Genomic DNA, 13657 nt, shown 5'->3' with positions numbered 1-13657 from the left:
CGGCGGCACGCGAACGACAGAGAAGCGGGCTTCCTCGGTGCCGCCCTCCGACAGCTCCACCGGGCGGGTCAGGCGGACCAGCGGTGTCGGGGCGAAGCCCTTCTGCTCCAGCCGCTTCCAGGCGGCCTCGGCATCGCCGACGGCGAAGGCCAACAGATGCAGTCCGACATAGCGTTGCACCGCCGCCTGCAGCTGCTGCGCCAGCGGCGTGTCGGTGACGGAGGTCAGGAATTCCAGATAGCCGCGCCGCAGCATGACCAGCCGGTTGGCGGTGCCCGCCGGCGTCGGCGGCTCGCCGGGCTTCAGGCTGTTCTGCTGGTGGGTGAAGGGGGTCAGGCGATAGCCCAGCCCTTCCAGCGCCGCACCGGCCGCCTCCATGTCGGGCACGAAATGCGCGATATGGTCGAGGAACAGTTCGTCAGAACGAGGCAGCTGGCGGTCGGCATAGGCCATCGGGTCTTCTCCTTGTTGTGTTGCTTGCTGACTATAGGGATGCCACCGCGCGATAGCATTGCGAAATCCGGATGGGGGCATGATATAACTGGTCAGCTGACTGGTCAGGAGAAGCATGATGGCGATCTGGCGCGTACAGGATGCGAAGGCGAGGTTCAGCGAATTCGTGCGGGCCAGCCTGACGCAGGGGCCGCAGGTGGTGACGCTGCGCGGGGTGGAAACCGCCGTGCTGGTGCCGATTGCGGAATGGCGCCGCCTGACGGCCTCGCGGCCCAGCCTGAAGGAACTGCTGCTCGCGGAGGAGGGGCGTGCCGAAGGCCTGACCCCACCGCGCGGCAAGCTGCGCCGCCGGGCCGCCACCGCGCTTTGATTCATGTATCTGCTGGACACCAACATCCTGTCGGAACTACGCCGCCCGAAACCGCATGGCGCGGTGCTGGCCTGGCTGGAAGGGGTGGCGGATACCGATCTCTACCTCTCCGCCGTAACGGTTGGCGAAATCCAGGCGGGTATCGAGATAACGCGGCGTCAGGATGCGGCGAAGGCTGCGGAGATCGAGGCCTGGCTGGATGCCGTTGTGGAGACCCGCCATGTTCTGCCGATGGATGGGCGTGTCTTCCGCGAGTGGGCGCGGCTGATGCACGGCAAGCCGGATACGCTTATTGAAGATGCCATGATCGCGGCAACGGCACGGGTTCACGGGCTGACGGTGGTGACCCGGAACATACGCGATTTCCAATCTTTCGGTGTGCCCTTGCTCGACCCTTTCAAGACTGAATGAAGTGTTACAGTATAACGCCATCTCGCTGATCCCTATCGTCACCCTCTGAAGGTTGCCATGTCCTCGATTCCCGTCTCCGTCCTCACCGGTTTCCTCGGCAGCGGCAAGACCACCTTGCTGTCCAAGCTGTTGCGTCATCCGGGCATGGCGGATACTGCCGTCGTCATCAACGAGTTCGGTGAGGTCGGGCTCGACCATCTGCTGGTCGAGAAGAGCAGCGAAAACATGGTGGAGCTGAACAGTGGCTGCCTGTGCTGCACCGTGCGCGGCGATCTGGTGACCACGCTGCGCGACCTGCACATCAAGCGCGCGAAGCAGGAGATATCCTCCTTCAAGCGGCTGGTGATCGAGACCACGGGCCTGGCCGATCCGGCGCCGATCCTGCACACGCTGATGACCGACCCGATGCTGGCCAGCTATTACCGGCTGGACGGCGTCATCACCGTGGTCGATGCGGTGAATGGCGAGGCGACGCTGGACAATCACATGGAGGCGGTGAAGCAGGCCGCCGTGGCCGACCGGCTGGTGCTGACCAAGACCGACCTGGTGAAGGACCCGGCCTCCGCGCGCGATCTGGAAGCGCTGGAGAGGCGGCTGGCACAGCTGAACCCGGCGGCGCCGCGCCTGCGCGCCGTGCAGGGCGAGATCGAGCCGGAGGTGCTGTTCAATGCCGGGCTCTACGATCCGACACTTAAGACACCGGATGTGCTGCGCTGGCTGAAGGAGGAGGCCTATGCCGACTCCCATGCGCATCACGATCATGACCACGATCACGGTCATGATCATCACCATGGGCATGACCACCATCACGATGTGAACCGGCATGACGATCATGTGCGGGCCTTCTGCATCGTGCTGGACCAACCCATCGACGCGATGGCCTTCAGCCTGTTCATCGAAATGCTGATCGCCACCCGTGGTGAGAATCTGCTGCGCGTGAAGGGCATCCTGAACATCGCCGACCGGCCGGATCAGCCGGCGGTGATCCATGGCGTGCAGCATGTCTTCCACCCGGTCGCCTGGCTGGAGACCTGGCCCAGCGAGGACCGCCGCAGCCGCCTCGTCTTCATCACGCGCGACGTGCCGGAAGACGACATCAGGCAGCTCATCCGGGCGCTGCAGGTCGAGGCCCAGCCGCAGGACGTGCCACAGGGCGCGCCAGCCTGATTTCCCGCGCGGAACGGGAATTCCGTTTCGGCGTTTTGGTTTCGCGGCCCGGCCATGGATAATGGCCGGGAAAGGCAGGTATTGCGGCCAGTTTCGGGCCGCGCCGGACAAGGGGTGCGATGGAGCTCGCCAACCAGCTTATCTTTCTCGGCAGCGCGCTGCTGATCGTCAGCATCATCGCGGGGGTTTTGTCCTCGCGGATCGGCGCGCCGTTGCTGCTGGTCTTCCTGGCGCTCGGCATGGTGGCCGGGGAGGACGGGCTTGGCATCCAGTTCGACAATTTCCAGGCTGCCTATTTGCTGGGCAGCCTGTCGCTGGCGATCATCCTGTTCGATGGCGGGTTGCGCACGCCGCTGCGCTCGATCCGCATTGCCTGGGCCCCGGCCAGCGTCATGGCGACGGTGGGAGTGCTCGTCACCGCGACGATTACGGGGTTTGCGGCGGTCTTCCTGCTCGACCTGCCGCTGGTGGCGGGGCTGCTGACCGGCGCCATCGTGGCCTCGACCGATGCCGCGGCCGTCTTCCTGCTGCTGCATCAGCGCGGCATGGAGCTGCGCAAGCGCATCGGCGCCACGCTGGAGGTCGAATCCGGCGTGAACGACCCGATGGCGGTGTTCCTCACCATTACGTTGGTGGAGTTGCTGGTCAGCGGCGGCGGCGACGTCACCTTCACCATCGTCCATTCCTTCCTGCTGCAGCTGGGCGTCGGTGCGCTGGCAGGTGTTTTTGCCGGTTTTGCGGTGGCGCTGGTGGTGAATCGGCTGGAGCTGGCGCCGGGCCTGTATCCTGTCTTCGTCGTCGCGGTGGCCTGCGCGCTGTTCGGCGGTACCCAGCTGCTCGGCGGCAGTGGATTCCTGGCCGTCTATCTGGCTGGTATCGTCGCCGGTAACCGGCGGATGCGAGCCAACCAGCTGATTCGCCGCTTCCATGACGGGATGGCATGGATCAGCCAGATCGTCATGTTCCTGATCCTGGGGCTGCTGGTGACACCCAGCCGGCTGATCGACGATATCGTGCCCGGCACCATCATCGCGCTGGTGCTGATTTTCCTCGCCCGGCCGGTGGCGACCATGCTGTGCCTCATCCCGTTCCGGTTCAGCCGGGAGGAGCTGCTGTTCATCTCCTGGGTCGGCCTGCGCGGGGCGGTGCCTATCTTCCTGGCGATCATCCCGGTGCTGGGCGGCATCGAACATGGGATGCAGTATTTCAACGTCACCTTCATCGTCGTGCTGCTGTCGCTGCTGCTGCAGGGCTGGACCGTGCCGTGGCTCGCCCGCCGGCTCGACCTGCAGTTGCCGCCCACCCCGGAAGGCGAGGGCAGGCTGGACCTGGACCTGTCGCCGCAGATCGACCGCGACCTGATCGGCTATCGCCTGCCGGAAACGGCGACGGCGGCGAACAAGCCGTTCAAGCAGATACTCTTCCCGCCACGGGTGCGGCTGATCACCGTGCTGCGCGACGGCGCGGTGGTGCCGAAATACAAGATCGAGGCGCTGTATCCGGGCGATTACGTGCTGCTGCTCTGCCCGCCGGAGCAGGCGCTGGCGGCCGACCGTCTGTTCACCGCGCGGCGCGGCACAAACCGGACATCCGAGGTGCGGCTCGGCGATTTCGTGTTCGAGGGCGGGCGCAAGATGTCCGCGCTGGCGGATGAATATGATCTGCCGGTCAGCCGTCAGCAGCGCGACCTGACCGTCGGTGCGCTGATGGCCTCGCTGCTGCCCGGCACGCCCAATGTCGGCGACCGGGTGACGCTGGGCACGGTGGAGCTGGTGATCCGAGACATGCGCGATGGCGAGATTGCCGAGGTCGGCCTGATCCTGGAGCCGGGCCGGCCGCACCTGCTGCCGCCCGGCCTGCTGTCGCGGGCGCAGGCCGTTACCCGCCGGCTGCGGCGTCGCCCGGTGTCGGTGGATGGCACGGCCGCGTCGGCGGAGCGGCAGCCCTCGCGGCTTGGCGCCCTGTGGCACCGCCTGAGGGGAAACAAATGAGGGACCGGCGTTAAATTTTTGCAGGGCACGCATTGGCGGAGCTGGTCTATCATCCCGGCAACGAACAAAAAGCATCACGCCGGGAGGATCGAACATGCAGATCAAGGCTGCCGTTTTGCACCAGGTCGGGCTGCCGCGCCCCTACCGGGACAGCCGCCCCTTGCGCGTCGAGACGCTGACGCTGGACCCGCCGGGGCCGGGCGAGCTGCTGGTGCGTATCCGCGCTGCCGGCCTGTGTCATTCCGACCTGTCCGTCATCAATGGCGACCGGCCGCGCGCGGTGCCGCTGGCGCTGGGCCATGAGGCGGCGGGCGAGGTCGTCGAGTGCGGCCCCGGCATGGAGGATTTCCAGCCCGGCGACCATGTCGTCATGGTGTTCGCGCCCAGCTGTGGCCAGTGCCTGCCCTGTGCCGAGGGGCGGCCGGCGTTGTGCGAACCGGGGGCAGTGGCCAATGGCAAGGGCACGCTGCTGTCCGGCGCGCACCGGCTGCATGACGGCAAGGGCCATGACGTGCATCACCATGTCGGCGTGTCCGCCTTCGCCGAATATGCGGTGCTGTCGCGCGGATCGGTGGTGAAGATCGACAAGGATCTGCCGTGGGAGCATGCGGCGCTGTTCGGCTGCGCGGTGCTGACCGGCGTTGGTGCTGTGGTGAACACGGCGCAGCTGAAGCCCGGCACCAAGGCGGCAGTCATCGGGCTGGGCGGCGTCGGGCTGAATTCGCTGCTGGGCGCGCTGGTCGGCGGTGCGGAGCGCGTGGTCGCCATCGACCTGCTGGACTCGAAGCTCGATCTCGCGCGCCAGCTTGGCGCCACCGATGCCTTCAACGCCGGCGATCCTGATATCGTCGGGAAGGTGAAGGAGGCGACCGGTGGCGGCGTCGATTACGCCTTCGAGATGGCGGGCTCCGTCCCGGCGCTGGAACTGGCCTACAAAATCACCCGGCGCGGCGGCACCACAGTCACGGCGGGCCTGGCCAATCCGGCCAAGGCGATGAGTCTGTTCCCGGTCACGCTGGTGGCCGAGGAACGCACGCTGAAGGGCAGCTATGTCGGCAGCTGCGTGCCGAAGCGGGACATTCCGCGCTATATCGACCTGTTCCGGCGTGGCCGGTTGCCGGTTGACCGGCTGCTGTCCGAGCGGATCGAGGGGCTGGACGGGCTCAACGAGGCCTTTGACCGGCTGGCCGACGGGGCGACCGTCCGGCAGATTTTGATTCCCTGAACCCCAACTAATCTACCCCCCAAGCAAGAGGAAACGATGGACAAGGAAATGTTCGAAAAAGGCCTGAAGATGCGCCGCGCCGTTCTGGGCGCGGAGTATGTCGACAAGTCGATCGCCAGCGCCGACGATTTCAACATGCCGATGCAGGAACTGGTCACCAGCTATTGCTGGGGCGAGATCTGGAACCGGCCCGGCCTGCCGCCGAAGACCCGCAGCCTGCTGAACCTTGCCATGCTGACGGCGCTGAACCGGCCGCACGAGCTGAAGCTGCATGTGCGCGGCGCGCTGAACAATGGCGTCACCCGTGAGGAGATCATGGAAGTGTTCCTGCAGACCGCGATCTATTGCGGTGTGCCGGCCGCTATCGATGCCTTCCGCAACGCCCGCGAAGTGTTCGCCGAGGTGGACAAGAAGTAAGCCCTAACCGCGGCGTGCTGGCGGTATCCCCCGTCTGCGCGCCGCCCGGAGGCCAGCTATAGCCGCATGTTCGACAGAGCCAGCCGCGCCGACCAGTTGGAACAGGGTCTCAGACGCTACCTGCCGCGTCTGTTCGGCTATGCGCTGAGCCTGACCGGCGACGAGGAGAAGGCACAGGATTTGGTGCAGGAATGCGCGATGCGGGCGTTGGACGCCGCGCGTGTGCCGGCGGATGAGGCGGCCTTCCGCGCCTGGCTGTTCAAGATATTGCGCAATCTGTGGATCGACCGGCAGCGCAAGAGTCTGGAAAGCGTGCTAGATACGGAAGAATCCCTGCTGATCCCGGACCTGTCGGCCTCGGAAGGGCGGCTGATCGATGGCATCACCGTCCATCAGGCACTCGACCGGCTGTCGCCCACAGCGCGGGAAATCCTGTGCCTTGTCGATCTGGCCGGTTTCACTTACATGGAAGCCGCTGAATTGCTGGAAGTCCCGGTCGGTACGGTGATGAGCCGCATCAGCCGCGCGCGCGCCGCCTTGCATGCTGCGCTGCAACAGAGCAATGTACGGGCATTGCATGCCAAACGGGGTTCGTAAGGGTGCGGCGGTCATGAAGCAGGCTGACTGGGAAGTGCTGAACGCCTATGTCGATGGCGAGCTGGATGCCGCCAGCCGCGCTGACATGGCCGGGCGCATTGCCGCCGATCCCGCTTTCGCCGCGACTGTCGCCGAGATCAGCCGGCTGAAGGCGGGTGTGCGCGCCGCGCTACAGCCCGATACGGTTCTGCCGGCCGCCAGCCTGCGGCGGCTCGACGGGGCGATCAATCAGCGCCGACGGCTGAACCGGGTGCGGGCCATCGCGGCGGTGGCAGCGATGCTGCTGCTGGTTCTCGGCGGCGCCTTCCTGTTGGCTGAGCGTGCCGGCAATGATCAGGTTGCCGGCTGGGTCGAGGAGGCGACGGAGCTTCATCTTGCCTGGGTGAATGGCGAGAAGGATGTGAATTTCCTGCTCGACGCCAACGACACGATGGTGAACCGCTCGGGCGTCTGGACACCGATCCCCGATCTGCATGCCGCCCGCCTGTCGCTGGCGCGGGTCGTGGTCTCGCCTTCCGGGAGCAAGGCCGGATTGTTCGCCGGCTACCGGGGAACGCGTGGCTGCCAGGTAGGCCTGTGGATCGGCGGCGTGCCGCAGACGCTGGCCGAGACGGTGCAGGATTTCAGCAGCCGCGATGTCGCGCGCTATGCCTGGCGGGTCGGCGATACCGGCTATGCCGTTGTCGCCCTTGGCATGGACGCGCAGCGCCTGTCCGACATTGTCGCCCATATCGAACGCTGGAGCCGCCAGAGTGCGGCGACGCGGCTTGCCGGGCGCGAGATTCACGACGCGCCCTGCCTGGGTTAAGGCCAGTTCTCCTTTCCTGACAAAATGCCGCAGCTGGATGGAATAATCCGGCACCCCCGGCCGTTTCTTCTTTCGATGCGTTTTGCGTCGAACCAGAAAAAGCGTCTGTGGAGGGAACCATGTCGATCGACAGCAAGCCGGGCGGTCTCACCGCCGAGGAAATCCGCACCATCTATGCCGAGAAGCCGGAAGAGGCCGATCAGATCGTCTTCGGCCGTGTGCCCGACGCCAACCGGCGCGGTTTCCTGAAGAATGCCGGCCTTGCCACCATGGCCGCGATGGTCGGTGCCGCGATCCCGTTCCACCGCAACATGCCGGCCGGGCTGATCCCCGCCGCCTTCGCGCAGGATACCGGCATGGATCTGATGAGCGCCAAGAAGGGCCTGACCGTGCTGAACGACCGGCCGGTCAATGCCGAGACGCCGGCGCACCTGCTGGATGACGACATCACGCCCTATGAGCGCCTGTTCGTGCGCATGAATGGCATGGTGCCGCAGTCGGCGCTGGATGCGAAGGCCGATGGCTGGACGCTGACCATCGATGGCGAGGTGAACAAGCCGCTGACGCTGACGATGGACGATCTGAAAAAGAATTTCGAGACCGTGACCTACCGGCTGTGGGTGGAATGCGGCGGCAATGGCCGGGCCTTCTTCCAGCCCGGCGCCTCGGGCAATCAGTGGACCTTCGGCGCGGTCGGCTGCCCGGAATGGACCGGCGTGCGCCTGCGCGACGTGTTGAAGGCGGCCGGCGTGAAGGACAGCGCCGTCTATACCGCGCATTACGGCAATGACGTGCACCTGTCGGGTGATACGGCGAAGATCGTGATTTCGCGCGGCGTGCCGATTGCCAAGGCGATGGAGGAGACCAACCTGATCGCCTGGGCGATGAACAGTCAGCCGATTCCGGCGCTGCACGGTTTCCCGCTGCGGCTCGTGATTCCGGGCTATCCGGGCTCCGTCTCGCACAAGTACCTGCAGAAGATCACGCTCCGCAACAAGGTCCATGATGGCGAGAAGATGACCGGCTATTCCTACCGCCTGCCGGCCTATCCGGTGGCGCCGGGCACGGAAGTGCCGAAGTCGGACATGGTCGTCATGGAGCAGATGCCGGTGAAATCGCTGGTCACCTTCCCGGAGACCGGCGTGCAGGTCGGCGTCGGCAAGGCGACCGAGGTGCGCGGCCATGCCTGGTCCGGCAAGGGCGATGTGAAGGCGATGCATGTTTCCATCGATTTCGGCCAGACCTGGCAGGAAGCCACGCTGGAGAAGCCCGTCAACGGCTTCGCCTGGCAGCGCTGGCGCGCCAATGTGACCCTGCCGCAGAAGGGCTATTTCGAGGTCTGGGCACGCGCGACCGACAAGGACGGTCATATGCAGCCGGCCACCGTGCCGGGCTGGAACCCGCGCGGCTATGGCAACAACATGATGCACCGCATCGCGATGTTCGCGGCCTGACCCGCACCCTTCCCACCTTGCCACCCGCAGCGATGCGGGTGGCTTCCTTTCGCCTTGTTGAGGAATGCCGACAGATGCGAATTCTGCCGATCCTTGCCCTTGTTCTGGTCCTGCCCGTGAGTGCCGCCCTGGCGCAGGGTTATAATCCGCTGGCCCGTCCGGGCTTCAACCCGCTGGCCCCCGGCAGCCCTGCGGGCAAGCCGCAACAGAAGCAGGCGGAAGGCAACCCGGAACTGGGCGGCCTGCCGGATGGCAAGGGGGCGGAGGAAACCTTCTACGCCTGCACCGCCTGTCATTCGACGGCGATCATCAGGCAGCAGCATGTGACGGATGCGCGCTGGGACGATCTCTGGAACTGGATGATTGAAAAGCAGGGGATGCCGGAATATCCGACGGAGGACAAGGAACTGATCCTCGGCTATCTGAAGCAGCATTTCAGCTCGGAGCGCTGAACGGCTTCGCGGACAGAGGCTTTGAGAATGTGAAAAGGCCGGCGCAGGGGAAGGCGCCGGCCTTTTCGTTCAGGAAGAGGGAACGTGAAGCGGGAGGGCTTAGTTCTTCACGTCGATCTCTTCCAGCGCAACCGGGGCGTTGCGCGGGGCGTCGGTGACGCTGGTGCTGGCATAGCTGCGGCCTTCGCCGTAGCTGACGACGGCAACCGGGCCGGCGTCGCTGAGGCCATTGCCACGGTCGACCAGGGTGATCCGCGGCTGAACCGCGGCCTGCGGGTTACCGGAGACACTGACAGTCGGGCCGCCATCGCTGGCGCCGGAGAAGTTGGCGGCATTGGCGGAGGTGATGCCGAGGCCGACGAAACCGGCGACCAGCAGGGCGGGGAGGGCGTTCTTGGTGATAGCATTCATGACGATATTCCTTCTCGTATGTGTGTACGAAGGGTCTGTTGCCCGTCGTGTTGAGTGGGATATCGGCTGTGTTAAACTATTCCTCCAATGGATAGTTATTATGTTAGACTATTGATATGGTGAATTTACGAAACCTCGACCTCAACCTGCTGGTGACGCTGGATGCCCTGCTGCAGGAGCAGCATGTGACCCGCGCGGCCAAGCGGCTGGGGCTGACCCAGCCCGCCGTTTCCAACGCGCTGGAGCGGTTGCGCTACCTGTTCAAGGACCCGCTGCTGGAACGTGCCGGCCCGGCCATGAAGCCGACGCCGCGGGCCGAGGCCCTGCGCGAACCGCTGCGGCAGGCGCTGGCCGACCTGTCGAATATCGTCGCCGGCCCCTCTGCGCCCGATATCTCGCAGATCGAGCAGACGGTGCGCATCGTCATGACCGACCTTGCGGCGGAACTGCTGACGCCCAGGCTCTATGCGCGGGCGGCGCGCGAGGCACCGGGGCTGGGCATTGCCGTGCTGCCCTGGCTGGGTCCGGACCGGACGGATCAGTCGATCCTGCGCGGCGAGGCGGACATCGCCATTACCATCGTGCTGTCCTCCTCGCTGCCGGATATGCGCCGGGAATTGCTGTCCTACGAAAGCTATGCGGTGGCGATGCGACCGGACCATCCGGCGGCGGAAGCGTTCGACCTAGCCCGCTGGCTGGCCTATCCGCACCTCATCCTGTCGGCGCGCGGCGATCCGCATGGCGTGGTGGACGATATATTGGCCGGCATGGGGTTGCGGCGGCAGGTGCGGGTGACGGTGAACAGTTTCATGACGATTCCGCGCCTGCTGGCGACCAGCGACTTGCTGGCCATGCTGCCGGCTCGGTTCCTGTCCACCGTCCCGCGCGAATACCGGCTGATCGGCCGACCGCCGCCCATCGACATGCCGGGGCTCGATCTGTTCCTGCAATGGCACCCGCGCCGGGATTCAGACATCGCCACCCAGACGGTACGCGGCTGGCTGAAGGAGGCGATGGCGGAGAAATAGAGGCTCAGCGCCAGTCCCGGCGCGCGACCTCCCGCAGGACATGGTCGGCGAAGTCGTGGGCCTGCACGATGGCGCCACGGATCAGATCGTCGAAATGGCGGATCATCAGCCGGATATGCACAGCCGAGCTGAACACCAGAAAACGCTGTCCGAGATAGAGTGCCGCGCGGCCCGGCCCGAATACGGTGAAGGGCGCCGAATAGAGCGCCCGTCCGTCATAGAGGAAGACGCGCAGCGACGGATACAGGTCGCGCGCCATCTGTGCCATCTGCTCCAGCTCCCGGCGCCGTTCGGCCGGCGGCATGCGGCCCCAGATGCCGGCCCCGTCGGCGAAGTCGGTAAGCCGGTGCGCGGCGAAGGCCACCTCGATATCGGTATCGGGCTGGCGAATATAGTCGAGTTGCACGGCGGCATCCGCGATCGCCTGGTCGGAGGAGCGGGCGAGGGAGCGGCCATACTCCACTTCCAGCAGGGCCGGGGTCTTCAGCAGGTCCGGTAGGGTCTGCGGCACATGGCGCACCTTGTAGCCGGCGGCCTCGCGGTACCAGCGGCGCAATTGCGCGTCGAACGGGTGGCGTGCGGCCTCGGCGACCTGCACCGATTGCTCGACGATGTCGGTGACCGCGCCGCGCTGGCTGGACAGGCCGAGCAGCCAGTCCGCACTTTCCCCCAGCGCGCTGGCCAGGTTCGCCAGCACCAGCCCATTCGGCAGGCGCGGATCGGGGGCGGAGAGTAGTTGCGCCACGGTCGAGCGGTCCACGCCGGCCCGTGCCGCCAGCGCGCTGACGCTCATGTCGCGTTCCGCCAGCGACAAGGCGAGCCTTTCGCGGAACAGGCGGGACAGCAGGCGCTTATCTTGTTTCATGGAAAAGAAACTTATCACAAAACAGGGAAAAAATCACGAAACGAGGTCAGGCGATATTCTTGTAGATAAACCGCACAATGCTCTCCTTGCCGCGCCGGGGCGATACGCGCAGATATCGGGCACCGATTGTCCACCCCGTATTCCGAAGGCGCGCCACCCATGGAGACCAGACTGCGCACATTCCTGAAGGCCGTTTCCTGGCAGCTACTCGGGCTGCTGACGACCGGGCTTCTCGCCTATGTCCTGACCGGTTCCTTCGCCGAGGCCGGCGGCTTCGCCCTGGTGACCGCCGCGACCGGCCTGCTGTGCTATATCCTGCATGAGCGGCTCTGGCTGGCGGTGCGCTGGGGCCGGCGCTAGCCGCTTGCGCCGCCAGTGCTTCGCGGCGACCGGCAGCAGGGCCAGCACCGCCATGCCGGTCAGCGGCAACAGGATATCGGGCCGCAGCAGCACTGCCACCGTCAGCTCCTCAGCCTCCGCCGTCAGGGTCTGGATGCCGTCGCCGATGCTGGCCAGGATAAGCGAGATCGGCAGCACGCCCAGGAAGGTGGCCAGCATGGCCGTGCGCACCTTTATATCGAAGGGGGCTGGCAGCAGGTTCGTCAGCCAGGCCGGCATGATCGGGATCAGCCTGATCGACAGGATATAGTTGAAACCATCCTCGGCAATGATCCAGCGGATGGCCTCGATCCGCCCGCCAAGCCGGCGCTCGACGAAGCCGGTCAGCAGCCGGCGGCTGACAACCAGCGCGATGCCGGCGCTCAGCGCGCCGCCCAGTGCCGCCAGGATGCCCCCCACCAGCGTGCCGAACAGGAAGCCGCCGCTCAGGATCAGCAGCCCGCCGGCCGGCAGCGGCACCAGCTTGCCGAAGCCGGTGGCCAGCACATAGGCGATGGCGCCGATAATCGGGTGATCGTCCACCCAGCCCTTCAGCGTCTGGCTTGCCTCCTGCAGGAAGCCGCCAACCGCCGCACTGTCCACCGGGATGAACGCGATCAGCAGGATCAGCAGCAGCAGAGCCGCGAACAGCGCGGCGGGAATGCTTGTGCGCTTCCGTGAGGTGGGGGGAGTATCGCCAGCCATGGGCCAGCTATAGCAGAAGCAGCCGGGCGATCCCATGATGGGTGGCCCATGGCAGGTGGTCTATGGCACGCGGTTCATCCTGCCCGATTGCTTTTATCCCGGCTTCGCGGCATGAAGGCCTCGCATTGGCATCCGGTTGAACAGGGCGGACATGACGGACAGGCTGAAGGCTTTCATCGAATCGCGCGTGTTCCAGAACTTCATTATCGGCGTCATCATCGTGAACGCCATCACCCTGGGTCTGGAAACCTCGGCAGTGGCGATGGAAATGGCCGGGCCGGTGCTGATCGCGCTCGACCGGCTGGCGCTCTCGATCTTCGTGGCCGAGATCGTGCTGAAGCTGATCGTCTATCGCCTGCGCTTCTTCCGCGATGCCTGGAACGTCTTCGATTTCCTGGTGGTCGGCGTGACCCTGATGCCGGCGGGCGAGGGCGTGTCGGTGCTGCGTTCGCTGCGCATCTTGCGCGTGCTGCGGCTGATCTCGGTCGTGCCCTCGCTGCGCAAGGTGGTGCATGCGCTGCTGCGCGCCATTCCCGGCATGGGGTCGGTGGTGGCGCTGCTGTCGCTGGTGTTCTATGTCGCCGCCGTGATGGCGACCAAGCTGTTCGGCGCCAGCTTCCCGGACTGGTTCGGCACCATCGGCGCCTCGACCTATACGCTGTTCCAGGTGATGACGCTGGAAAGCTGGTCGATGGGCATCGTGCGGCCGGTGATGGAGGTCTATCCCTATGCCTGGATATTCTTCGTCCTCTTCATCCTGCTGACCACCTTCGCCGTGCTGAACCTGTTTATCGCCATCATCGTCGATGCGATGGCGCAGGAACACCAGGCGGAGGAAAATGAGACCCGCACCGCGCTGGGTGGTGAGCATCATGAGATCATCGCCGAAATCCGCGCGCTGAAAGAGGAAGTGGCCACGCTGCGC

At 65.5% G+C, this 13657-nt stretch carries 16 protein-coding genes and 1 pseudogene; 13 read left to right on the top strand and 4 right to left on the bottom strand.

Annotated features, from left to right (window positions below):
- A partial coding sequence (locus tag MK313_RS16450) for a VOC family protein (RefSeq protein WP_287782991.1) occupies window positions 1-453 on the bottom strand: 453 nt, incomplete at its 3' end.
- A gap of 115 nt (window positions 454-568) precedes the next feature.
- Here MK313_RS16450 and MK313_RS16445 point away from each other — a divergent pair.
- The 10 genes from MK313_RS16445 (at window position 569) to MK313_RS16400 (ending at window position 9345) form a co-directional block, all read left to right on the top strand.
- The gene (locus MK313_RS16445) at window positions 569-823 is read left to right on the top strand and encodes a type II toxin-antitoxin system Phd/YefM family antitoxin (RefSeq protein ID WP_008942692.1); all 255 of its coding nucleotides are present in this window, start codon (window positions 569-571) and stop codon (window positions 821-823) included.
- A gap of 3 nt (window positions 824-826) precedes the next feature.
- Entirely contained in the window at window positions 827-1234 is a 408-nt protein-coding gene (locus MK313_RS16440; protein ID WP_008942691.1) for a type II toxin-antitoxin system VapC family toxin, read from the top strand.
- Between the two features lie 57 nt (window positions 1235-1291).
- Entirely contained in the window at window positions 1292-2401 is a 1110-nt protein-coding gene (locus MK313_RS16435; RefSeq protein ID WP_287782988.1) for a CobW family GTP-binding protein, read from the top strand.
- A gap of 119 nt (window positions 2402-2520) precedes the next feature.
- Entirely contained in the window at window positions 2521-4392 is a 1872-nt protein-coding gene (locus MK313_RS16430; protein ID WP_287782986.1) for a potassium/proton antiporter, read from the top strand.
- A gap of 94 nt (window positions 4393-4486) precedes the next feature.
- A complete protein-coding gene (locus MK313_RS16425; RefSeq protein ID WP_287782984.1) occupies window positions 4487-5617 on the top strand; it encodes a zinc-dependent alcohol dehydrogenase family protein in 1131 nt (376 codons plus the stop codon).
- Window positions 5618-5653: 36 nt separating this feature from the next.
- Window positions 5654-6034 carry a 4-carboxymuconolactone decarboxylase gene (gene pcaC / locus MK313_RS16420; protein WP_008942687.1) on the top strand — a complete coding sequence of 127 codons (381 nt, stop codon included), beginning with the start codon at window positions 5654-5656 and terminating at the stop codon, window positions 6032-6034.
- A 66-nt stretch (window positions 6035-6100) separates the two neighbouring features.
- The gene (locus MK313_RS16415; protein ID WP_287782980.1) at window positions 6101-6631 is read left to right on the top strand and encodes an RNA polymerase sigma factor; all 531 of its coding nucleotides are present in this window, start codon (window positions 6101-6103) and stop codon (window positions 6629-6631) included.
- Between the two features lie 13 nt (window positions 6632-6644).
- Window positions 6645-7439 (top strand): anti-sigma factor family protein, encoded by a 795-nt coding sequence (locus tag MK313_RS16410; RefSeq protein ID WP_287782978.1) that lies wholly within the window; start codon window positions 6645-6647, stop codon window positions 7437-7439.
- Between the two features lie 119 nt (window positions 7440-7558).
- On the top strand, window positions 7559-8893 hold the full coding sequence (locus tag MK313_RS16405; RefSeq protein WP_287782976.1) for a sulfite oxidase: 1335 nt from the start codon (window positions 7559-7561) through the stop codon (window positions 8891-8893).
- Window positions 8894-8967: 74 nt separating this feature from the next.
- On the top strand, window positions 8968-9345 hold the full coding sequence (locus MK313_RS16400; protein ID WP_287782974.1) for a cytochrome C-552: 378 nt from the start codon (window positions 8968-8970) through the stop codon (window positions 9343-9345).
- A gap of 99 nt (window positions 9346-9444) precedes the next feature.
- Here MK313_RS16400 and MK313_RS16395 read toward each other — a convergent pair whose 3' ends face one another.
- Window positions 9445-9756 carry a hypothetical protein gene (locus MK313_RS16395; protein WP_287782972.1) on the bottom strand — a complete coding sequence of 104 codons (312 nt, stop codon included), beginning with the start codon at window positions 9754-9756 and terminating at the stop codon, window positions 9445-9447.
- Between the two features lie 116 nt (window positions 9757-9872).
- Between MK313_RS16395 and MK313_RS16390 the strand changes: the two genes are divergently transcribed.
- Complete coding sequence (locus tag MK313_RS16390; protein ID WP_287782970.1) at window positions 9873-10784, top strand: LysR family transcriptional regulator; 912 nt, start codon at window positions 9873-9875, stop codon at window positions 10782-10784.
- Between the two features lie 4 nt (window positions 10785-10788).
- Here the strand turns inward: MK313_RS16390 and MK313_RS16385 are convergent, their stop codons facing one another.
- Window positions 10789-11649 carry a helix-turn-helix domain-containing protein gene (locus MK313_RS16385; RefSeq protein ID WP_121217062.1) on the bottom strand — a complete coding sequence of 287 codons (861 nt, stop codon included), beginning with the start codon at window positions 11647-11649 and terminating at the stop codon, window positions 10789-10791.
- A gap of 159 nt (window positions 11650-11808) precedes the next feature.
- On the opposite strand from MK313_RS16385, the gene MK313_RS18235 reads away from it, so the two are divergent.
- Window positions 11809-12009 (top strand): DUF2061 domain-containing protein, encoded by a 201-nt coding sequence (locus MK313_RS18235; protein ID WP_183077830.1) that lies wholly within the window; start codon window positions 11809-11811, stop codon window positions 12007-12009.
- Between the two features lie 150 nt (window positions 12010-12159).
- Here MK313_RS18235 and MK313_RS16380 read toward each other — a convergent pair.
- Window positions 12160-12732, bottom strand: a pseudogene (locus MK313_RS16380) (TVP38/TMEM64 family protein); the annotation flags it as partial.
- A gap of 151 nt (window positions 12733-12883) precedes the next feature.
- Between MK313_RS16380 and MK313_RS16375 the strand changes: the two are divergent.
- A partial coding sequence (locus MK313_RS16375; protein ID WP_287782965.1) for an ion transporter occupies window positions 12884-13657 on the top strand: 774 nt, incomplete at its 3' end.

The sequence above is a fragment of the Oceanibaculum sp. genome (genome assembly GCF_022449305.1).
GTDB lineage: Bacteria > Pseudomonadota > Alphaproteobacteria > Oceanibaculales > Oceanibaculaceae > Oceanibaculum > Oceanibaculum indicum.
The sequence above is the reverse complement of the archived record's forward strand: the minus strand, read 5'-3'. Positions and strand labels throughout refer to the sequence as shown.